At 26.0% G+C, this 22,361-nt stretch carries 21 protein-coding genes and 1 riboswitch; of the genes, 14 read left to right on the forward strand and 7 right to left on the reverse strand.

Annotation, left to right across the window (positions count from 1 at the left end):
• Positions 1 to 16 precede the first annotated feature (16 nt).
• On the reverse strand, positions 17 to 2,257 hold the full coding sequence (locus KGF45_RS08015) for a type IA DNA topoisomerase (protein ID WP_227828248.1): 2,241 nt from the start codon (positions 2,255 to 2,257) through the stop codon (positions 17 to 19).
• A gap of 112 nt (positions 2,258 to 2,369) precedes the next feature.
• Between KGF45_RS08015 and dut the strand changes: the two genes are divergently transcribed.
• Both dut and KGF45_RS08025 read left to right on the forward strand, forming a co-directional pair.
• On the forward strand, positions 2,370 to 2,801 hold the full coding sequence (gene dut / locus KGF45_RS08020; protein WP_227828249.1) for a dUTP diphosphatase: 432 nt from the start codon (positions 2,370 to 2,372) through the stop codon (positions 2,799 to 2,801).
• Positions 2,802 to 3,062: 261 nt separating this feature from the next.
• The gene (locus tag KGF45_RS08025) at positions 3,063 to 4,253 is read left to right on the forward strand and encodes a C40 family peptidase (protein ID WP_227842159.1); all 1,191 of its coding nucleotides are present in this window, start codon (positions 3,063 to 3,065) and stop codon (positions 4,251 to 4,253) included.
• Between the two features lie 256 nt (positions 4,254 to 4,509).
• Here the strand turns inward: KGF45_RS08025 and KGF45_RS08030 are convergent, their stop codons facing one another.
• Genes KGF45_RS08030 through KGF45_RS08040 form a run of 3 tightly spaced genes read right to left on the reverse strand, consistent with a single transcriptional unit; the run spans position 4,510 to position 5,586 of the window.
• Entirely contained in the window at positions 4,510 to 5,082 is a 573-nt protein-coding gene (locus tag KGF45_RS08030; protein WP_227828251.1) for a manganese catalase family protein, read from the reverse strand.
• Between the two features lie 28 nt (positions 5,083 to 5,110).
• Entirely contained in the window at positions 5,111 to 5,377 is a 267-nt protein-coding gene (locus KGF45_RS08035; protein WP_021385274.1) for a spore coat protein CotJB, read from the reverse strand.
• The gene (locus KGF45_RS08040) at positions 5,377 to 5,586 is read right to left on the reverse strand and encodes a spore coat associated protein CotJA (protein ID WP_227828252.1); all 210 of its coding nucleotides are present in this window, start codon (positions 5,584 to 5,586) and stop codon (positions 5,377 to 5,379) included. Before KGF45_RS08040 ends, KGF45_RS08035 begins: the two co-directional genes overlap by 1 nt.
• 268 nt (positions 5,587 to 5,854) lie before the next feature.
• On the opposite strand from KGF45_RS08040, the gene KGF45_RS08045 reads away from it, so the two are divergent.
• The 6 genes from KGF45_RS08045 to KGF45_RS08070 all read left to right on the forward strand — a co-directional run bounded on the left by KGF45_RS08045 (position 5,855) and on the right by KGF45_RS08070 (position 11,492).
• Positions 5,855 to 6,715 (forward strand): tRNA 2-thiocytidine biosynthesis TtcA family protein, encoded by an 861-nt coding sequence (locus tag KGF45_RS08045; RefSeq protein ID WP_227828253.1) that lies wholly within the window; start codon positions 5,855 to 5,857, stop codon positions 6,713 to 6,715.
• A gap of 37 nt (positions 6,716 to 6,752) precedes the next feature.
• Positions 6,753 to 7,790, forward strand: a complete 1,038-nt coding sequence (locus tag KGF45_RS08050; protein WP_227842160.1) for a 3'-5' exonuclease — start codon at positions 6,753 to 6,755, stop codon at positions 7,788 to 7,790.
• A 373-nt stretch (positions 7,791 to 8,163) separates the two neighbouring features.
• The gene (locus tag KGF45_RS08055) at positions 8,164 to 8,670 is read left to right on the forward strand and encodes a flavin reductase (protein ID WP_227842162.1); all 507 of its coding nucleotides are present in this window, start codon (positions 8,164 to 8,166) and stop codon (positions 8,668 to 8,670) included.
• Between the two features lie 347 nt (positions 8,671 to 9,017).
• Complete coding sequence (locus KGF45_RS08060; protein ID WP_227842165.1) at positions 9,018 to 9,689, forward strand: hypothetical protein; 672 nt, start codon at positions 9,018 to 9,020, stop codon at positions 9,687 to 9,689.
• Between the two features lie 158 nt (positions 9,690 to 9,847).
• Positions 9,848 to 10,354: a 3'-5' exonuclease gene (locus KGF45_RS08065; protein ID WP_227829295.1), complete on the forward strand. Its 507-nt coding sequence runs from the start codon at positions 9,848 to 9,850 to the stop codon at positions 10,352 to 10,354.
• Between the two features lie 127 nt (positions 10,355 to 10,481).
• Positions 10,482 to 11,492, forward strand: coding sequence for a biosynthetic peptidoglycan transglycosylase (locus KGF45_RS08070; protein WP_227829294.1), 1,011 nt, complete (start codon positions 10,482 to 10,484; stop codon positions 11,490 to 11,492).
• A gap of 560 nt (positions 11,493 to 12,052) precedes the next feature.
• Here KGF45_RS08070 and KGF45_RS08075 read toward each other — a convergent pair.
• Positions 12,053 to 12,229 carry a hypothetical protein gene (locus KGF45_RS08075; protein WP_227842167.1) on the reverse strand — a complete coding sequence of 59 codons (177 nt, stop codon included), beginning with the start codon at positions 12,227 to 12,229 and terminating at the stop codon, positions 12,053 to 12,055.
• 48 nt (positions 12,230 to 12,277) lie between these two features.
• A riboswitch (cyclic di-GMP riboswitch) is annotated at positions 12,278 to 12,374 on the reverse strand.
• Between the two features lie 698 nt (positions 12,375 to 13,072).
• Here KGF45_RS08075 and KGF45_RS08080 point away from each other — a divergent pair.
• The 3 genes from KGF45_RS08080 to KGF45_RS08090 all read left to right on the forward strand — a co-directional run bounded on the left by KGF45_RS08080 (position 13,073) and on the right by KGF45_RS08090 (position 15,154).
• On the forward strand, positions 13,073 to 13,447 hold the full coding sequence (locus KGF45_RS08080; RefSeq protein WP_255612733.1) for a BlaI/MecI/CopY family transcriptional regulator: 375 nt from the start codon (positions 13,073 to 13,075) through the stop codon (positions 13,445 to 13,447).
• Entirely contained in the window at positions 13,440 to 14,477 is a 1,038-nt protein-coding gene (locus tag KGF45_RS08085) for a M56 family metallopeptidase (RefSeq protein ID WP_227842169.1), read from the forward strand. Before KGF45_RS08080 ends, KGF45_RS08085 begins: the two co-directional genes overlap by 8 nt.
• A 74-nt stretch (positions 14,478 to 14,551) precedes the next feature.
• Entirely contained in the window at positions 14,552 to 15,154 is a 603-nt protein-coding gene (locus tag KGF45_RS08090) for a peptidoglycan-binding domain-containing protein (protein ID WP_227842170.1), read from the forward strand.
• 1,047 nt (positions 15,155 to 16,201) lie between these two features.
• On the opposite strand, the gene KGF45_RS08095 is transcribed toward KGF45_RS08090, so the two are convergent.
• Both KGF45_RS08095 and KGF45_RS08100 read right to left on the reverse strand, forming a co-directional pair.
• The gene (locus KGF45_RS08095; protein WP_227842172.1) at positions 16,202 to 17,218 is read right to left on the reverse strand and encodes an alpha-hydroxy-acid oxidizing protein; all 1,017 of its coding nucleotides are present in this window, start codon (positions 17,216 to 17,218) and stop codon (positions 16,202 to 16,204) included.
• A 331-nt stretch (positions 17,219 to 17,549) separates the two neighbouring features.
• Complete coding sequence (locus KGF45_RS08100) at positions 17,550 to 17,732, reverse strand: hypothetical protein (RefSeq protein ID WP_227829288.1); 183 nt, start codon at positions 17,730 to 17,732, stop codon at positions 17,550 to 17,552.
• Between the two features lie 323 nt (positions 17,733 to 18,055).
• On the opposite strand from KGF45_RS08100, the gene KGF45_RS08105 reads away from it, so the two are divergent.
• The 3 genes from KGF45_RS08105 (at position 18,056) to KGF45_RS08115 (ending at position 22,357) form a co-directional block, all read left to right on the forward strand.
• The gene (locus tag KGF45_RS08105) at positions 18,056 to 18,475 is read left to right on the forward strand and encodes a DUF3785 domain-containing protein (RefSeq protein WP_227842174.1); all 420 of its coding nucleotides are present in this window, start codon (positions 18,056 to 18,058) and stop codon (positions 18,473 to 18,475) included.
• 130 nt (positions 18,476 to 18,605) lie between these two features.
• Positions 18,606 to 20,447 carry a GGDEF domain-containing protein gene (locus KGF45_RS08110; protein WP_227842176.1) on the forward strand — a complete coding sequence of 614 codons (1,842 nt, stop codon included), beginning with the start codon at positions 18,606 to 18,608 and terminating at the stop codon, positions 20,445 to 20,447.
• A gap of 83 nt (positions 20,448 to 20,530) precedes the next feature.
• Entirely contained in the window at positions 20,531 to 22,357 is a 1,827-nt protein-coding gene (locus tag KGF45_RS08115; protein WP_413926590.1) for a diguanylate cyclase domain-containing protein, read from the forward strand.
• The last annotated feature ends 4 nt before the right edge of the window (positions 22,358 to 22,361 follow it).

Consider the following 22,361-nt stretch of genomic DNA (forward strand, 5'->3'; position numbering starts at 1 on the left):
CTTTTATGAATATTATTTAATTCTCAAATTCTATTTTCCAGTTGAAGTAGCCAGTATCTGGATTTTTATTGTATTTTAATGTAGCATCAAATTTATTTCCATTTTTAGAAGTTAAAGATTTTACTTTGGTCTCACCTTTTTTTAAAATATTTTTGACCATAGTTTTATTAACTTTCTTTTTGTAGAGACTTAAGTATTTGTCATTTTTCCAAATAACGAACTTACACTCTTTATGATTTTTACAAGCAAATCCTTTATCAAACTCAAGGACATCACCTTGACAAATAGGACATTTACCAAGAGAAGTATTTTCATTATTAGTTTTATTTTCTTTTTTAATATCTGTATCCTTTGATACAGCAATTTCCTTTTCAGAATCAGTCAAACTTTTTTTTGAGCTATTTTTTGAATCTTTTGCTTTTACCTTAGTAAATTTTTTAGTTTTTGAATCAAAAGTATAAGCCTCTGTATTTATATTTTTTGAAGCATCCTGTTTTATGATATTAACATTTTGATATATAAAACTAATAATATGAGTAAGATATTCTTTTCTAGTGTATTTACCTTTTTGAATATCACTTAAACTTTTTTCAAGTTTACCAGTGTAGTCCACATCAAATAAGTCCTTAACAGGAAAAATTTCAACTAAATTTTTTCCAAGGTCTGTTATAAAGTAAGATTTGCCTTTTTTCTTTACATAGCCAACCTGACTTATTTTTTTTAGTACATCGGCACGTGTGGCTGATGTTCCTATTGAATATCCTGAAAGTACAGTTGTATCTTCTTCAGGTACATTTTTACCACAATTTTTCATAGCTTTTAAAAGTGTATCTTCAGTATATGATTTAGGGGGTGTTGTTTGTTTAGTTAATGGCTTTATCTCTAAGACATCAACAATATCATCTTTGTTTACAAATGGAAGTAAATCGTTTTTTTCTTCCTTATTATATACCTCAAGGTATCCCTTTGATTTAAGTACTTTTCCTTTTGTTAAAAAAGTGCAATCATCTACTTTAGTTTTAATTTCTGTGTTCTCATATTCAGCAGGAGGCATAAAATTTGCTATAAATCTATCTTTTATAGCATCATAAACCAATTGCTCATCTTTAGATAAATTTTTGGGTATTATATAAGTAGGAATTATAGCACTATGCGAATCTACCTTAGATGAATCAAAGACCCTTTTTGTTTTAGAAAATTTAATTTTATTTTCATATTCAAGACCAACTTTTAATTTTTCTAAGGTTTGAGAAGCCTTTGAAGCTAAACTTTCTTCTAAAAAAATAGAATCGGTTCTTGGATAAGTTATATACCCACCCTTACCATTACCTTCATAAAGAGATTGACAGACATTTAAAACTTTATCAGAGGTAAAATTAGAGTACTTAGAAGTTATATATCCTTGAAGTGATGTTAAACTAAAAAGTTTTGGTGCATACTCTTTTGACATAGTAACTTTTTTATCTAGTATTTTGCCAGTTTGAGATGTAATTGAAGCTATGATTTTATTTGCATCTTCAAGTGTATCAAATTTACTTTCTTTACCTTTAATATATTTACCTTTATATTCACCATTTTCAGCTTTAAAATGACCCTCTACCTCATAATAAGTTTTGGGAACAAAATTCAGTATTTCCATATCCCTATCATAGACTAATTTGACTGTTGGAAGAATTACTCTACCTATATTTAATAATTTTCCATTTCCATATTTTAATGTAGCAACAGAAGTGAAGTTTATTCCAATTAGCCAATCAGTAATAAGTCTTGTATATCCAGCAGCTTGAAGATTTCTCATTTCATCTTCATCTTTTAAGTTTTTTATACCCCTTGTAATGTCTTCTGGAGTCCATTCATTTACCAAGATTCTTTTTACTGGTTTTTTATTTTTTGCAAGTAAAAATATTAAAAATGCTATAAGTTCTCCCTCTCTGTCATTATCAGTGGCATTTATTACATATTCCACATCTTTTCTGTTTAAAAGTTTTTTTACAGTATTGAATTGTTTAGTTTTAGAACTATCAATTTTGAATTTAAACTTATTTTCAGGCACAAATGGAAAATTATTCATTTTCCAAGAGCCAGAATACTTATCTTTATCATAATCTTTCATATCATATAATGATACTAAGTGTCCAACTGCATAAGTAATTATATAATCATTTCCTTCAAAGTAACCATCTTGTCTAGTCTTTGCACCTAAAAATGATGCTATAGTTTTTGCAACGGATGGCTTCTCAGCAAGTACAAGTTTCATAAAAAATCCTCCTTTAAAACACTAATAATTATATTACCACAAAAAAATAAAAAACTTCAAGAGGCTGAAATTTAAGTTATAATATTTATAGGAAATTGAAAGGAGATATAAAATGTACAATTTAAAAGTAAAAAAATTAAATGACGACGCTATAATACCTAATTTTGCTCACAAAGGTGATGCGGGTATGGATTTGTATTCTATAGAGGAGGTTGTAATACCTTCTGGAGAGACTAAACTTATTAAAACTGGAATATGTATAGAACTTCCTGCTATGACAGAAGCACAAGTGAGACCTAGAAGTGGACTTGCTTTAAAACATTCAATTACTGTGTTAAATACACCAGGAACTATTGATGAAGGATATAGAGGAGAGCTTAAAATCATATTAATAAATCATGGAAAAAATGATTTTAAAGTTGAAAAACATATGAAGATTGCTCAAATGGTAGTAAAACCTATATACGAGATTAATATAGAAGAAGTTAAAGAATTAAGTGATTCTGAAAGAGGAAAAGGTGGATTTGGTTCAACAGGATTCTAAAAAGTTACAAAAAAGTTAAAAAATATAAAATTATTTAATAAGATATAGATTGGCTATATAACTGAGTTTTAAGCTCTTTATGATTAAAAAATATTTATGGTAATTTATGGTATAGAATTATTACTATAGACAAATAGTTACAAGTTTGTAATAATATTAATATAAAAGAAATAATTGATATTCAAAAATAGTGTCATTTATTTCTTTTATGTTAGAAATAAAAAATAAATCTACTAGAAAAGAGGAGATGAGTGGAAAGTTATGAATTTTAATCAAAAGAGAGTAGCAGCCAGTATAATGGCTACCGCGATAATAATGCCTACAATGGGGAATTTAGCATATGCTAATGAGTCTGAAATAGAAAGTTCAACTGTAGAAAGTAGAACAATAACAGGGAATGCAGTAAATTTTAGAAAAGGACCAGGTACAAATAATGCATCTATAGGAAAGTTCTACAAAGGTGATAAAGTTGAGTACATAGGAAAAGATGGTTCTTGGGTAAAAGTTAAATATAATGGGAATACAGGTTATGTACATGAAAACTATGTATCAATAAATAGCCTAGGAAATAGTAATGAAAGTAATGATGCTTCAGTAAAATCAACAAAAGTTGTTACAACAAAGGGATTAAATTTTAGAACAGGTCCAAGTACAGGAAGTTCTAAAATATCTACTTTGGGATATGGTACTGAAGTTGGATACATATCTGAGTCAAATGGATGGTCAAAAATAAGTTCTAATGGTAGAGTAGGTTATGTTTCAAGTAAATATTTAGGAACTAACTTAAGTGATTCTACAAGTGGAAATTCTGGAAACAGTTCAAGTAATCTTGTAAAGGATACAAAAGTTGTAACAGCAAAATCATTAAACCTTAGAACAGGACCAGGAACAGGACACTCTAAAGTGGCTACATTAAGTTATGGTACTGAAGTTGGAAGTATTTCTGAAAATGGAGGATGGACAAAAGTAAATCATGATGACCAAACAGGATATGTATCAAGTCAATATCTTGCAGAAAAAGGTTCTGTTGATACTTCAAGTCCATCTGATTCAACTAATTCTCCAAGTCAGGGAGCTGATAGTGTAATAAGCTTTGCAAAGACACTACTTGGAAAACCATATGTATGGGGAGCAGAAGGTCCAAATAGTTTTGACTGTTCTGGATTCACACAATATGTTATGAAAAAATCTGCTGGAGTTAGTATACCAAGAGTATCTAGAGACCAAAGTAAGTATGGAGCATATGTAAATAGAGGAGACCTTAGAAGTGGAGATTTAATATTCTTTGATACAGAAGGCTCAAATAATGGTTCTGTAAGTCATGTTGGAATATATATGGGAAATGGAGAGATGATACACGCATCTTCAGGTTCATCAAAAAAGGTAACAATATCTAATATAAATAGTAGTTACTATTCAAGTAGATATGTAAATGCAAGAAGAGTTTTATAATCATTTAGATTTAATTATAAAACTTTACAAATAGATATTTCTTTATTGCTTATAAAATAAAAGCAGGTATGATGTCAATAGTATTGTAGATTACTATCTATATTACTGTTGATTTAGTACCTGCTTTTTGTTGTTTATTTATTCTATCTGCGTATAGAAAATGGACAGTTCTTTATAGTTTTTTATATCTTTAAGCGGATTTAAGCTAAAAGAGTAAGTTAGTAAATCGTTGTAGTTTTATATATAAAGAAGAATTTTAGAATATTTTTTGAGATTCTTCTAAGTCATAAGCATCCATTAAAGCTTCACCAAATCTTTGATAGTGAATTATTTCTCTTTGACCTAAGAATTTTAGTACATTTATAACATCAACATCATCTGTTAAGTTTATAAGTTGATAATATGTTGCAAGTGCTTTTTGTTCAGCAGCCATATCTTCATGTAAATCAGTTACAGGATTTGACATAACCGCGATAGGTCTTACATCAAATGGAACTCCATTTGAATCTGTTGGATAAATTCCATATCCATTTTGTGCATAGTTTGAGCCAAGGCCAGCAGCTTTTAATTCTTCTGGAGTCACATCAGAAGTTAACTGATAAACCATAGTACATATAAGCTCAACGTGAGCTAGTTCTTCTGTACCAATATCTGTTAAAAGTGCACGCATATTACCAGTAGGCATTGTATATCTTTGACTTAAATATCTCAAAGATGCAGCAAGTTCTCCATTTGGTCCGCCAAACTGAGTTATAAGAAACTTAGCCATTCTTGGGTCACAAGTTTTTATATTAACTGGGTGTTGTAAAGTTTTTTGATATATCCACATGAATTTTCAATCCTCCAATACTTGATGTCTAATAATTAAATTCTCTGTCCCAAGGCCAAGGTTGCTCAGCCCATTGCCAAGGGCATCTACTTGGAGCATACCCAAAGTTAGTTAAAGGACCATATTTATTTTCGTAAGCATATCTAGCCTGTGCAAATTGGTTACACAATGAATTGTAAGTGTTGATAGCATTTTTATCATCAGGATGAGTGTCTAAATATAAGTTCATATCAACACATGCAAAAGATGTTTCCTGAATTTTTCTCATAAGTTCAGCTCTAGATGAATCTTTCATTATCTTCTACCTCCTCTTAATTTTTTTGGCTTAGCATATAATTCTTTGTTGTACATTTCAGATTCTAATAAATTTAGTTCTGGAAATATAGTTCCAAATTTTAATGCATCAGAAAGGCAGTACATTTCTGTGAAAATTTGATTATTAACATATGGTCTAGCCAAAGATGAACCACAATTTTTTTTAATGTCTCTAGTTTTATTTTCCAAGATGAAAACCTCCTTGTTGTAAATAGATAGGTAAGTCTATCTAGTGTATAATATTCATCCATTTAAAAATCGTTACTCATAATAAAATATTAAATGAGAAAAATAAAAAAGATAATAAAAGAAAGGCATTATTTATGTTATTATAAGTTTATGTGTTATTGTAAACTATAAAGTATTTATTAAAATTAAAGTAAAAATCATAGTATTTTATAGAAGTAGGTAGACTTTTTTGTAAAATATTATTAACATAAATATATGAGGTGATTAAATGAGTGAGCTATCAGGAAAAGGCTGTGAAATTATAGTTCCTTTTGAGGAAAGACTTTCACTAAGGGATATAGAAAAAAGTATTATAAAAAAATATAGAAAACATTTATGGTCTAAGTTTATAAAGGCAATAAGAGATTATAAATTAGTTGAAGAAGGGGATAAAATAGCTGTAGCAATATCTGGAGGAAAAGATAGTATTCTTATGGCTAAAATGTTTCAAGAATTAAAAAGGCATGGACAAGTTAATTTTGATGTTGAATTTATTGCTATGGACCCTGGATACCATGCGAATATAAGGCAATTACTTGTAGATAATTGTGAGTATTTAAATATACCAATACATTTATTCGATTCAAGAATATTTGAAATAGCTGATGAAATTGCAAAAGATTATCCATGTTATATGTGTGCAAGAATGAGAAGGGGAGCATTATATTCAAAAGCAGAAGAATTAGGGTGTAATAAACTTGCATTAGGTCATCACTATGATGATGTAATAGAAACAACTATGCTTAATTTGTTATGTGCAGGAAATTTTAAAACTATGCTTCCTAAGCTTAATTCTACTAATTTTGAAGGAATAAAAATCATAAGACCACTTTATTATATAAGAGAAGAACATATCATAAGATTTATCCAAAATAGTGGTATATGGCCTTTAAATTGTGCATGTATGGTTGCTGCTAAAAAAACTGGAAATAAAAGATATGAGATAAAAGATTTAATAAAAAGTTTAGAGCCAAATTTTAAAAATGTAGAAAAATCCATATTTAAAGCAGCAGAAAATGTAAATCTTGATTCAATACTAGGGTGGCAAAAAGATGGGGAGAAACATTCTTTCTTAGAAAATTATGAATAAAAGTAATTAAAGGAATCACTATAAACAATTGGAAAGGGTGTTTATATTGAAGAGAGTATATATAGATTTTGAGATGAATATGCCAAATTCTAAATCAAAGAGAGATATATTAAATTCAGATATAATTGCAATTGGAGCAGTTATGTATGATGAAAAGACAAAAAATATTGATAAGTTTAAATCTTTAATAAAGCCAGTAAGTAATGCCCAGTTGTATCTTCATATACAAGAGTTGACTCATATATCTTCAGAAGAGTTAAAGTATGCACCAAGCTATGAAGAGGTCATGAGAAAGTTTAAAAAGTGGTTAGGCATATTTTCTGAGATTGAAGGAATATATACTTTTGGTAATTTAGATTTAACATGTTTCAATAACACTGATATGAGAAGTTCTAAAAAAAACAATCATCCAAGGTTCGTAAACAACATTAGAGAGTTATTTGTGGATATAAAAGAGAAATATATAGAGTGTGGTATAAAATGTATGAACTATATATCGCTAAAAAATTTACTTGAATTTGCTAATTTAGAGTTTAGTGGAGATGCACATGACCCATTAAATGATGCATATAATTTATTTATTTTAGATGAGGCAATTACAAATAATGTAGATATACAAAATATTTTAATAATGCTAGATATAATAAGACCTCCGTTTAATAACATAAATCCAGATTTAAATGATTGTTTTGATAAATTTAAAGAATCACTTTATAAAAAAGAAGGAAATTATGATATTGTAGATTTTTCTATTGAGATAATAAAAACTGTGAGAATGTACTTATTGACAATTATAAATATAAATATACAAAACATAGAAGTTATAAAAGATATAGATAAAAAATTGGATACTATAGATAAATTGAAGAATATAGAAGATGGTTATTTTTATTTATTAGAAGATGTGTATTTTGATATAAAAGATTTATTAGAAGATTTAATGCTTTATAGAGTACATGAAGATGAATACAAAAATGAAATAGAAAATATAATAAAGATGTTTGATGAAGATTTAGAGAGTGAGAAAATATATATTGATAAGAATAATAATTTAAATGTTATTAATAAAGTATAGAAAGTTACAACTAATAGAGCAAAATTTGATGATTATGATAGTTTTTGAATAAAAATAGATTTAAATGGAACTAAACTTCTATAAAAATATATAAAATAGTAATAAATGTAGAAAGTATATATGCTTTCTACATTTTTAATATTATAGTATTTTAAATTTAAAAAATGTATTATATGTTTTATAATTAATATATTTTATTGATATTTTATGATTGAAAAATATAAAAACTACTTCTTGCGAAAGTAATTGATTTGCTGTATTATAATTTACATGAATATGGAAGACAATCTTAAAAGCTGTATTATAAAAGTGCATATATTTAAATTTTTAACAAATAACTTATTTATTAAAAGATGAAGGGTAGGATGAAGTTATGGGATTTAAAGAAGTAAAAATTGAAGAGCTACAATTTAATCCATTCACTAAAATTGGTAAAGAGTGGTTACTTATAACAGCAGGAAACTCAGACAAATTTAATACAATGACTGCAAGCTGGGGTGGTGTCGGAGTGTATTGGAGTAAAAATGTTGTAACAACTTACATAAGACCACAGAGATATACAAAAGAGTTTGTAGATAATAATGACACATTTACAATTGCATTTTTTGATGAAAAATACAGAGAAGCTTTAAATATTTGTGGTACTATTTCTGGTAGAGATATAAATAAAGTAGAAAAAGCAGAACTTACACCATATTTTGTAGACGATACAGTAGCTTTTGAAGAGGCTAATATGATTATGGTTTGTAAAAAATTATATCATGATACTATGCCACCAGAAAACTTTGATGCTAAAGAAAATGATGAAAAGTGGTATCCAAAGAAAGATTATCATACTATGTATATATCAGAAGTTGTAAAGGTTCTTATAAAAGAATAGATAAAATAAATTTAAAAAATATGTTTAATAGTAAATAGGTATTTTCTTTTAATTACTATAAAATAGATATTTTTTTATTAAAAGATGAACTCTGTTTTCTAGCGTTCATCTTTTTTATTTCCTTATATAGAAATATTTATATGAAGTATTCAAGGATATTTCATATGTATCTATTAATTATCTGTGTTTATTGTACGTAGTCTATTTTAAGAGAGATTCTTTTAAAATGAGATTTACTTAATATATAGTCTTAAGAGTATAAATGCTAACTAATAAAAATATATATTATATTAGGTATTTTAAATCGGTATTTTAAATAAATTTTGAAAATAAAAGGGTGATTTTTTATGGAAAATATAACTAGTTATTTTAGAACAATAGTATGTGTATTTATATGTTTATCGTCTGCATTTATATTTATTCAATTAGCTAGAGTTTTTATTAATAAGAAAAAAACTAGTATAAAAAATAAGTCAAAAAAAGGTTTTCGTTATGATAGCGATTTAATTGAGACAAGGAGAGAAAAAACATATACACAAGATAGAAATAGTGATAAAAATAAGAATATTGATAAGAAATTAAAGGGAGAAAAAGTATTCAAATATGATAATGGAGATTTATATAAAGGTGAGTTTATTGATGGGAAGAAAAATGGATTTGGAACATATATTTTTTCAAGTAAGGAAAGATATGAAGGGTTATGGAAAGATGATAAGATGCATGGAATAGGTAAATATACTTATAGAGATGGTTCAATATATACAGGGGAATTTAAAGATGGTTTAAAAAATGGTCTAGGAAAATTAACTTATCCAAATAATGACATATATAAGGGCTATTTTTTAGATAATAAAAAAAATGGAAAAGGTGTATTATATAAAAGTGATGGAAATAAGCAGGCAGGAATATGGGAAAACGATGAACAATGTAAAAGCTTAGATTTTAAAGAATTAAACAATAAAGAATTAAATAATAATGTTTATCAAAATAGATTAAGTGATAATAAGATAAAAATTTAGTTATTATAGTAAAATAGTATTTATTCATAATGGAATATCTACTGTATATTTAGTAAAATTTGTAAAAATTTCATATATCATATAAAATTAAGTATTGATTAGTATATTGTATAAATATAGAATATAAATATATCCATTTGATAATAAGGAGAAGAGATATGAAAGAATATGTAGTTGTAGATTTAGAAACTACAGGATTAGATCCATATAAAGGTTGTGAAATAATAGAGATAGGAGTAACAGAAATAAAAAATGACGAAATTGTAAAAAACTATTCGAGGTTAATAAAACCTAAGGGTATAATTTCTTCATTTATAACAGAATTGACACATATAAGTAATGAAATGGTAGAAAAAGAGGAGTCTTTAGAGTTAGTTTTACCTAGATTTAGAAAATACATAGGTGATAGAACTATAATTGCACATAATGCAAAATTTGATTTAAAGTTTTTAAATTACTATCTTAAAAAGTTCGGCTTAGAGCCAATAAATAATTATATATGTACACTAGAATTATTAAAAAAATGTAAAAGTTATAAAGGAAAAAATAAGAAGCTTGAAACAGCTTGTGCTTATTACAATATAGAGAATATAAATGCTCATAGAGCTGATAGTGACACTTTAGCAACTGCAAAGCTATTTTTAAAAATAAAAGATGAATATTAATCGCAAATATAGAGAAAATTAGTGAAAATATCCTTTATAAAATTGACCCTTAAACTTACAATTTTGTTCTTTGATTTATTTTGTGGAACAATGTATAATGTACCTTATATAAAGAAGGGAGACTAAAATGGGTTATTACAATGATGATGATAATAATAAAATAAGACGTAAAAAAGTCAGTAATAATAAAGATAGTAATAAAAAATCTAAACATTCTTATACTTCAACAAGTAAAAAAAATAAAAATTCTCAGACAGCCTCTAGTAAAAGAATGAATGAAAAGGTAGATTCACAAAATATTATAAAAAGAGATAGTTTTACAAGAGATAATGTAAGACCTTTAAATACAGATTATGGTCAAAGAGATAGACGAAGAGTTGAGTACAAGCAAAGAGATAGAAAGTTAAAAAGTAAAAAAAGAAGAAAGCAAAAGAGAATTAAAATAGCTAGAGCATTATTATCTGTTATGCTAGTGGCACTCATTATATTTTCAGTTGCAGGTGCAATTTTTACAGTTTCAGCTATAAAAGGTTCACCTGAAGTTACTAAGAAATTAATTAAGTCTAAATATATAAGTAGTGAGGTTGTCAGTATAAAACAAATGCCAAAGGACTTAAAACAGGCTATAGTTTCCATAGAAGATGAGAGATTTTATAAGCATAAAGGAGTAGATGTTATTTCTTTAGCTAGGTCAGTACTTAATAATGTGTTTACAGATACAACACAAGGAGGAAGTACTATAGATATGCAAGTTTCAAAAAATCTGCTTACAAGTGACGATAAAACTATGAAGAGAAAAATAAGGGACATGTATAATGCAAAGCAGATGAATAAGATTATGAGTAAAGATGAAATCCTTGAAGCTTATTTAAATAATATGTACCTAGGAAAAAATGCATATGGAGCTGCAAAAGGAGCTGAAGTGTATTTTGGTAAAAAAGTTGGAGAGTTAAACCTAGCTGAATGTGCTATGCTTGCAGGTATGACCAATAATCCTGCTAGGTATATTGACCATGGAGAGGCTAAAAAGAGACAGTTGACTGTATTGTATAAAATGCATGAACTTGGTTATATAACTGATAAAGAATACAGAATAGCAAAGGCTGATGATACTCCATTTAAGTCAGAGATTGATTAAATTTGTAAAAAATATAGTGTTGTCAATATATAGAATATAATAAAAGTTTGATTTGCCACCATATTGCTACTATAAGTTATAATTTGGTGGCAAATTATTTTATATATTCTTGAAAATATTTATAGTTTTATATTCTACAATCAATCTATTAATAAGAAATGAGTTAGAGAAATGAGTGAATTTTTATTTAGAGTGTTAGTTTAACAGTTAGATTTATATACCTTAGTATTGTTTCTTAAGAAATATATATTGTTTCTCAAAAAGTAAAAAGTCACTCTTAGTGAAAGAGTGATTTTGAGCTTGATATAAAAATTGAGTGTTATAAAAAATAGCTTACTACAGTTGATTATGAAACTTCACTCTAGAGCAATAGATTGTAGTTTCTTTTTTTGTTTTTGATATTATTTTACATCTTCATTATATATAATTTTATAAAAAATAAAACCATAAAGATTATAATATAAAAAATAAATATACTTGAATTAAATTTGTATCATTTATTATAAGATTATTTAAAAGTAGATAAAACTAAAAAGGATTTTCTAGAAAATAAAATCTATCTAATTATGCTTATTTACCAAGACCATCACTTGATATAAATATGATTCTACTACATTTTCTCCGTACTCTAGCATAAAATCATCTAGCAGTGTATCTATAAAATTACAATAATCATGTGAACTACTAATACAAGCAGTTAATACATGTGTACACGTATCTATTTTTTCCATAAACATTTTACATCCCCCTAAAAAACTTTCATAAAAACAAAAAGAAAATATCTTTTTGGCAACTGGCTGACATAACTCATAAGATACTTTATAAGTCTTAGTCCCTATAGCTTTGCGTCACTAAATTTCTCTAGTTTTGCCGATTTAGTTTTATTCTACACCTATATAATACTAGAATGTAATCCATTATTCAATATTATTATGAGAAAATAAAAAAAATTTTAAATTATGAAAAATATTTTGCTTCAAAAAACAAAATGAATGCATAAATTATATGGAAATACTTGTATGTAGTTGTGTATTAAAAAGCACCTATCATTAATTTAGGCTAGAGAAAATATTAGGAAATGATAGGGTATGAAAAAAGAAGAATTTAAAAAAACTTATATGGTAAAAATTGGATGAAAAGGTTTGCTTTAATTCTCTTGCATATAAGACTCTATTGAGATAGAATTTATTTATGCATAAATTGACTTACACTATAGTGTGGTAGTAAAATAAAGAAAGTATTTTAGCTTTGAAACAAGAGATTTTTAAAAAATATACATAAAAATTTAATATCAAAAGTAATTTAAAGATTAGTCTAGTTTATTTCCCCCAAAAGTATTATAATGTTCTTTGTGTGTAAAAAAGGAATATTCATATTAGATACTACTCAAGATAAAAATATTAATAATATAGTAAAAGATTTAATGAATTATGTTATTAAATCTAACTTTTAATATTTTAAAAAAGATTAGAAAATTAACATAAAATGTAAAAATTCACAATTTTTTCATAAAGTATTTGACTAAAAAATTCTCTTGTTGTAGAATTATGTTAGAAAGAGTTTTGGGGGAGGTGTAAATCATGATAAAAAAAATACCACAAGCAGAACTGAAAGTAATGAAATTTATTTGGAGAGTAGATGCTACGGTAACATCAAAAGATGTTATTGAAGCAATGGAGCAAGAATATGGATGGAAACAAACTACAACACTGACACTTTTATCAAGACTAGTAAAAAAAGAATTCTTACATGCTCAAAAAATAGACAGATATACACATTACACAATAGTGGTTAAGCACCAGGAATATTTAAACTTTGAGACAAAGGATTTCCTAAGTAATATACATAATGATTCTTTGGTAAGTTTAATTTCAGCTTTACATGAGGATGAAGTTATAGATAAAAATAAGCTGGATTTTCTAGAAAATTACTTTGATAATTTAAAGGATGAATAGTTATATGATACAAGTTTTTGAAAATCTTATACAGACAACTATTATATGTAGTATTGGTATTTGTCTATTATTATTTTTGAAAAGATATTTATTTAAGAATTTTAGTAAAAAGTTCAATTATTATATTTGGTTGATAGTAGTCTTTAGGATGTTGCTTTTTCTGTTTAATTATACAGTAGTGTATGAAGTAAAAGAATCGAAAAGCAATAATGCAGTAGGAAATAATATTACAGAAATCAATGTTCCTACAGATAATAATTTTATATTGTATTTAGCTTATTTATGGATATTTGTAGCTATAGTTATTGCAGTGTATACTTTTGTAAAGTATACAAAATTTAAAAATCTTGTTGTCGATGTATCTTATGATATAGAAGATGATGATGTTAACTGTCTTTACAAAGATTTATTGAAAGAGTTAAATATAAAAAAGAAAATTGAATTAAGAGGTTCTGATGAATTTATAAGTCCAGCAGGTATGGGATTATTTAAATCGTACATATTTTTACCAGATTATCCTTATAGTAAGGATGAGTTAAATTGGATTTTAAGACATGAATTGATGCACTTTAAAAACAAAGATATTTTAATCAAGTTTGCAGTATTATTTGTGAAAATAATATATTGGTTTAATCCACTTGTTTATATAATGAGCAATAGAATAAATATCGATTGTGAATTATGTTGTGATGAAGGTGTTTTGAATGATTGTTCTTTAAAAGATAAGAAAGAATATGCATTAGCACTTATAAAGTCAATTAAGATGAGTAAGAATTATCAGAGTGGGATTTTGACAACAGAGTTTAGTAAGACAAATTTAGAAAAGAGACTTGAGAGTATTGTTAAGAAGAAAGGTAGAAATGGTATTATTATAGCCTTGATTTTGGTTTGTATATCCTCAATAACTTATTTTAACTTTGAAGAAATAAGTCTTGGTAATTTTAATACTCTAAGAACAAGAGGAATTTTTGATAATACAAGAGTCGACCTTAAAGATGACAATGTATTAGGTCGTGTATTTATGCATTAATAAAGAACTAATTTAAAAGTAAATAGTATTATCTAATATTATTTAAAATAAACATATTCAGGAGGAATAAAAATTTGAAAAGAATAACAAAAACTTTAATAATTACAAGTTGTCTGGCTTTTGCATTTAGTGGCACTGTATTTGCAAATTCAGATAACAAAAACTCTAACTATGCAAATTCATTAAATGAAGAATCTGTTAAAAAATCATTTACAGTATCAGGTTATGAATTTACATATCAGAATGCACCAGAAAAGTTTAAAAAAGATTATGAGAAGAGTTGTGAGGAACTTAATATAAAACCTTCTCCAAATCACAAAATCTTTGTACCAGAGGAAATTATGAGTAGTTATGAACTAGAAGAATACAAAGAAGCTAGAGATTTGTTTGATGTTCAATATGAAAAGGGTGTTTTTAAAGTTGTAGGTACTGGTAAGAATTATTCTGTAGATATAACCAATACTATAGTAGGATATAATCATACAAAAAGTGGTAATGCTGTGCATCTAGTTCAAGTTTTATGTAATAATTTAGCTGGTACTGGCCTAAAATATGATAGTCAATTTGGAAGTGCCACATATAATGCAGTGAAGAAACTACAAGGTAAGCTTGGTTTGCCACAAGATGGAATTGTGGGGAAACAAACGTGGGAAGCTGCAGCAAGAAGACTTCCATAAAGATAAATTAAAGGAGTTGTCTCAAAATTGATTTTTTTCTAATCAAATTTTAAGTTCAACTCCTTTGTTGAATTTTTATATGTTGTTCTTTATTATTATTTTAAATTTTAATATTGAGTAAATTTGAGAATGAGAAATAAAGTATATGTATTTTTAAACAAATTAATTACATGGCTATTTCAAATAATTATTTTCCAAATCTACATTTCTGTATTCTATTATGCAATTATCAATATTAAAGGCTAATACCATTAGATAATGTCCAGTTTTTACATTTTTATCGCATATTATAAGAAATATCTTAAATTTGTAGCATTCAATCCTTTTACTATTATTATATTTAAAGCATTTGCCACAAAAAACAATCATCACACTTTTCACATTTATACACATGTACTTCAAATGTATATCTATTTCTATTTGTTCTCTTTTTTAGATATGTAGGTTTAAGAAGTCTATTATTAGCACAAGTATATACATCTGATTCAGAATCATATTTTATTATTCTCTCTTCTTTATATATAGGTTTTAAAGTTACTCTTTTTAATTTGTTATTTTAATGTATGAATTAAGGTTGTGATTTTCTAAATATTTACAGTTTTCTTCATTTACATATCCAGTATCATAAACAATATTTTCAAATTGCATTTCTTAGTTATTTTTTATATTTTTCAGAATAGAGATAAGTCTTTGAGCGCAATCTTAATATCCAGAGCTACTATGTACTCATTTTCTATAGCTAATTGAAGTTATATACTGGTTTCAAATGTCAGTTTTTCTTATGATACTTTTCTCTGTATAAATGTAGAGTTAATGTAAGTTTTAGAAAAACTGCTTCAATCATTGAAAATACTGTTTTAATAATCATATTTTTATATCTTTCAATAGAATCTTTCAAAATTTATATGTTTCTTGAAGTATTGTTTTTCTCTTACCTTTTCTATATAAACTCAATTTTCATTTCTATAGATTTGTCAAGAAGTAAATCTATCATTTCTTGCATAGGATCAACTGAAACAAAGTCTTGGGTTAGTTTATATCCTATAATCACTTCCATATAACCCTACCATCAATATCCTTAACCTCTTGACAACCAGTCAAAATCATAGTCTCACATAACTCATTTCTAACCTTATCTATAAAAAACTCAACACCATCAAGACCTCCACCAAAAGAAGCAGTAACAAAAGGTCTTCCCATCAAAACAGCATCAGCACCCAAACCTAGCATCTTAACCACATCAACACCAGTTCTAACACCACCATCAGCAAGTATAGTTATCTTTCCTTTTACAGCATTAGCTATATCTGGAAGTACCTCACAAGTACCGGGAGTATAATCAAGCACCCTTCCACCGTGATTTGAAACAACAATAGCACTAGCTCCAGACTCTACAGCCATCAAAGCATCATCTACAGTCATAATTCCCTTTATTATAAAAGGCAATCTAGTCGCTTCAACCAACTCTCTAATCTCTTCAACTGTCTTAGGTGAAAAAGGATTTTCTTGAAGCTGATTATTAATCAATCCACAAGCATCAAGGTCTACACCAACTGCAAAAGCACCAGCCTCTTCAGACAATCTAATTTTTTCTATTATCTTTGAATTTTTCCAAGGTTTTATAAATACAATTCCATTTCCAGCATTATCTTTTAAAACATCTAAATTATTCAATAAAAAAGTATCTATATTAGTATCGCCAACCATGGCATAGATTCCAGAATTAGAGCAACCTCTAACAACAGGTTCGATATATTCTTTTTCAGAAATCTTACCACCCATATTTAACATAGTCCCTGATACAGGTGCAGCAAATATAGGAGCACTCATTTTTTTACCAAATAACTCGATAGTAGTATCTGGATTTGAAACATTATGTATTACTCTCATATTTATCTTTACTCTTTCCAAGCTTCTTCTATTTTCTATAAAAGAAGAGCCACTTCCTTTTCCTCCCATGCCAGGAACATTTCCAGCACAAGCTAATCCATTACAAATCTTACAGACTTTACACTTTCCATTAAAGTTCTCTCTAGCAGATTTTAATAATTCATTATAGTTCATATCAAATTCTCCTTTTCGTTATATTAAAATTGAGTATTACTATATTGAAAATATCTTAATTGTAAATGAAGAGATGATATTGTGATTAGTTAAACTGAATAATACATATTAGATATTTTTATTATTGTAGGTAAGTAAATTATAACATATAGGATAAATAAACTTAAATTATTTTGTTGATATAGTGGATGTATAAGATATTTATTAAAATTCAAAAAGGCTATATATAGATTTTTTTAATCTATATATAGCCTTTAAATTTATGTCAATTTCTTTTTTATTAATGAATAAATAATATAGAATACAATATACAAAAAAGTTGCTCAAAATGTTAGGCTAATCCCCATTTACAGAGCAACATCATTATGCTATGTAAATTTGAATCAACAATGTTTTCACCATACTTCAACATAAAGTCATCTAATTGTGTGTCTATAAATGAATAATATCCACTTATGCTATCAATATATGCAGTCATTAAGTGTATACATTCATCACTTTTATCTTTATACATCTGTATCTCCCCCTATACAATATATAAAATTTGATACTAAATCGTATCTTATAAAATAGTTAAGTGTGTTACATTTATATTCAATCTCTATATTTATATCCTTATATTAATAGGTAAAGTGAATTTTGACAATAGGTTTTGAAAAACTGGATGTTCAAAACGTAAAATTGGGTTTTAAGATAATTAAGCAAGTTATATGTATACAATATATATATAACTTACTTAATTACAAATATTATAAAATTATATAACAATTACTTTTATTAAGAATGTTTAAGTGGTAGAATAACTTGGGAGATTAATAATTATTAGGAGGATATAATATGAGTTCGTACAAGTTTATATATGAAGATAAGGAATATTCATTAAAAGAGGATAATTGCAGTGCTTTAATAAATGATGAAGAAAGTCCAATTCAAGGAATAAGTATTCCAAAAATAATTGAGATACTTAATGAATCAGAAGAGGTTGATTTTGATATAGAATACTATCAAGAAGCATGCCCATTATGCTTAGAGGGTGTAAAAGAAAAGAAGAAATTCTTTCCATTTTTAGAATATCATTTTTATATTTTTAGTAAAGATGGAAAATATGTAATAAGTAATATATCTAATGATTATAAAGGGATGTCTTTTAATAAATTATCAAGAGCAAATAAAGTTGATAATAGTTACATTGTAAGTGTGATAATTTGCGAAAATTGTCAAGATTATATAATTCAAATAGAAAATTGTATAGTTTAGGGTAACTTATGTCTTAATTTAGGAGAAATTTCTAAATTGAGACACCGACTTTTTTTAAAAATAGTATGGAAAATTACTAAATTTATGAGATAATGAAAGTCGGAGGTGGGTTACAATATATAATAAATATTTGGAAGATATAGATAGTATAATTTTAGACTCAATGTTTAAACTGACCTTGAATGAGAAACTATTAAATAATAATGACTTTTTTGAAAAAAGAATTGATGAAATTAACAATTCAATTAATTACTATAAAACTGAACAAAGTAGTTTAATGTTATTAAAATTAAATTTTTTGCTAGCTTTACTGTATGGGATTCAAGGATTTAGTGAAAGAATGAAAAAGTATATTTTGATTTCCTGTAAATATATTGAACAATACTTACCTAAAGATTATGTGTTTTTAGCACGATTTTATTCACAAATAGCCATTTTAAGTTTAAAGAATGAAGATGTAAATAGAGCAAATCTATATATAGATAAATTTAATCTTATTTGTAAGGATAGCAATTTTTTAGTTGAAGAAATTATTTTTGAATCTCAATTGATTTATATTAAAGCAAGTAAATGTATTGATTCTTCTATAATAATTAAGGAAATAGAAGACTTATATATAAAAGTAAAAGAAACTAATGATTTTAATTGTAAAAAAATATATTTTTTTATAATTGGGAAGATATATTTTTTATTTTTAGATGATGCATTAATTGCTAAAATGAATTTCTTAAAAGCAAGAAAATATGCAGACTTATCAAAAGATATAGAAGTATGCTCACTATGCAATATAAAGCTAGGGGAATGTGAATGTTCATTTGAAAATTATGAAGGAGCAAGAGAATACTTTAATGAAGTAATAAAGAATAAGAAATATACAAACGTAAATATGATTCAAAAGTATAGAGCATCAAATAATATAACTAAATTATTAATAAAAACTAAAGACTATTCAGGTGCTATAAATAATTTAGCAAAATCTGAAGTATATTTGGAAAAATTTAAGAATCAAGATTTAAAAGAAGTAGAAAAATTAGACTTATGTATAAATCTAGCTATGTACTATACAGAAAGTAATGAGAAATCATTTGAGCAATCAACTTGTTATTTAAATCGGGCTAAGAGTTTATTAAATAACATAAATAGTGTAGAGGAGTATATAATATATGATTTAGAATTAATTTATCATCAGGTTAATATATATTATATATTTGAAAATTATGAAAATGCTTTAATTACAAGCAAAAAGCTTCTTGAAAAGGCTAAAGAGGCTAAAAATTATAATTATGTAAAAGAAGCATATAAAACTATACACATGTGTTTTGAGAAGATACAAGATTATGAAATGAGTATGAAATACTTTAAAATGTACTATGAGTTAAAACAGATGTATATGAAAGCTAGGAATAGAAATTATATAGACTCTTTAAATTATAGACATGAACATATCGAAAAAGAAATAAATAATATGAAAAAAATAAAACTCGATTTAGATAAGAAAAAATATATTGACCCTTTGACAAATGCTTATAATAGGGTATATTTGAATAATTTTTTAGAAAAACAAGAGATTAGTGAATACAGTACTGCATTTATGATAGATGTAGATTATTTTAAGGAATACAATGACACTCATGGTCATTATAATGGCGATGTTGCTCTTAAAAATATAACTATGATAATAAAAAGATATTTAAAAGAGGACATGTCTGTTATAAGGTATGGAGGAGAGGAATTTTTAATATTGTCTATATGCAAAGATTATAGAAAAAGCAAGGTATTTGGAAAAAAGTTATGTAAGGTTGTAAAAAAATTCTTGAATGATAATTTGACGATTAGTATTGGTATTGATACATGTAAAAATAGTAGTATAGATATAAGTGAAATAATTGAAAATGCGGATAAAGCCTTATACAAAGCAAAACAAAATGGAAGAAATAGATGTTTGCATTATTATGATTTTAAGAATTTTTAATTGTTGAAATAGGATTGGTGATTTACTTGAAAGGGAGTTTAATAGAAGATTTAAAGAGAAATATAAAAAAGATAGAATATGATATGTTGACTAAGTTCTATCTAAATTTAACCGATTTAAACTACATCTTGGATTATCACAAAGACCTTTTAAATACAAAAATAGATGCTAAAGATAAAGTATATATTTTATATTTAATTAGTCTAATAAACTATGTAAAAAAAGATAGAGAAGCATCGTATAACTATTTGATGGATTCACTAAAAGATATTAAACAATTATCATTAAAAGATGATGCAGATATAATATCTAAGATTTATATTTATCTTACTCTATCTGCTATTTCTATAAAAAAATATGATAAAGCAAATCATTTTTATTTTTTAGCCAAGAAAATTATAAAACAACAACGTTTGAATGAATTATTGGTTTTGTTCAATATGAGTTTATGTGTAGAAATAAGTGCATTATATAAAACTAAATCTGAAGTAGTACTCTTAGTAGAGGAAGTATCTTTTTTTAAAAAATTAAAAAATAAAGTTCTTGTAAGTAGAGCAAATTATATATTTGGTAGGGTATATCTATACTTATTTAACAACTTTATAAAAAGTATGGAGTACTTGATTGAATGTCTAAGACTAGCCCAGGAAAATAATCTATATTCTATAGAAGCTTTTTGCAAATGTATAATAAGCCTCTGTTATTTAGAAAGTGGGAATAACAGAGAAGCTATAAAGTATATAAAAAATGCACTAGATGTTGCACATAATAATAATTCAGTATGTTCAACTGAAAGAGTAGCAATAAAAATAGACCTTATATGGGCATATTTAAGAGAAGATATGAATAAAGAAGCAGAAGTTGTTTTAGAAAAAACTATAAAACTGATGGATGTTGTTGAAGGTGTATATAAAGATTATTTGTATTCATTCATATTTTTATATTCAGCCGAAATTGAGTTAAAGAAAAATACTTGTAATTTTGAAAGAGTAAATGCATATTTGATTTTATCAAAAAACATATATAAAAGTTTTGGAGATGTTTTTATATATAATTCTAAATTAGATTATATTTATAAGTTGTATGGAGATTTATATATAAAATTTAACAATGTAGATGAAGGAATAAGATATTATTTAAAAGGTTTAAACTTAGTTAAAAAAAGCTCATTAAATCCTAAAAAAATGTCGATGTTTTATGGTCTAATAGCAAAAGGATATGAATTGAAAAAAGAGTTCAAACTAGCAATTGAATATTATAAAAGTATGGATTGGTATTCAGATAAGTGGGAAAAAAACAATTCTTATAAAACATCACAAGGTATTCATAAACAATATGAGTTAAGACAAAAACAAGAAAGTTTAAGATTACTTGTAGATGATAATAAGAAATTGGAAAATGATATTTTAACTGATGGACTAACTAGACTATATAATAGAAGATACTTAGAACAGCAATTGAATTTATTCAATGAAGGTAGAGATAAAAATATGATGGCAATATTGATTGATATAGATTATTTTAAAAGCTATAATGATAACTATGGTCATCCAGCAGGAGATAAAGTTATAATTAAAGTAACTGATATTATAAAAAATGTATTTATAGATATTACTGAACACATAATTAGATATGGAGGAGAGGAAATCTTAATATTAGTAGATTCTATAAAATCAATAAATGTTGAAGAAATCGATAAGATAGAAATATATATTAAAAGAGTTTTTAAACTTCTTGAATTTGAAGGAATTGAACATATATACTCTAAAGTAGAAAATTATGTGACTATAAGTGCTGGAGTAAGTATAAAAAGATGTTGTAGTAGAAAAGATGTCGAAATATTAATTGAAGATGCAGACAAAAACCTATATAAATCCAAAAAAGCAGGTAGAAATCAGTATATACTATAATTTA

The organism is Clostridioides sp. ZZV14-6154 (assembly GCF_020657785.1).
In the GTDB taxonomy this organism is placed as follows: domain Bacteria; phylum Bacillota; class Clostridia; order Peptostreptococcales; family Peptostreptococcaceae; genus Clostridioides.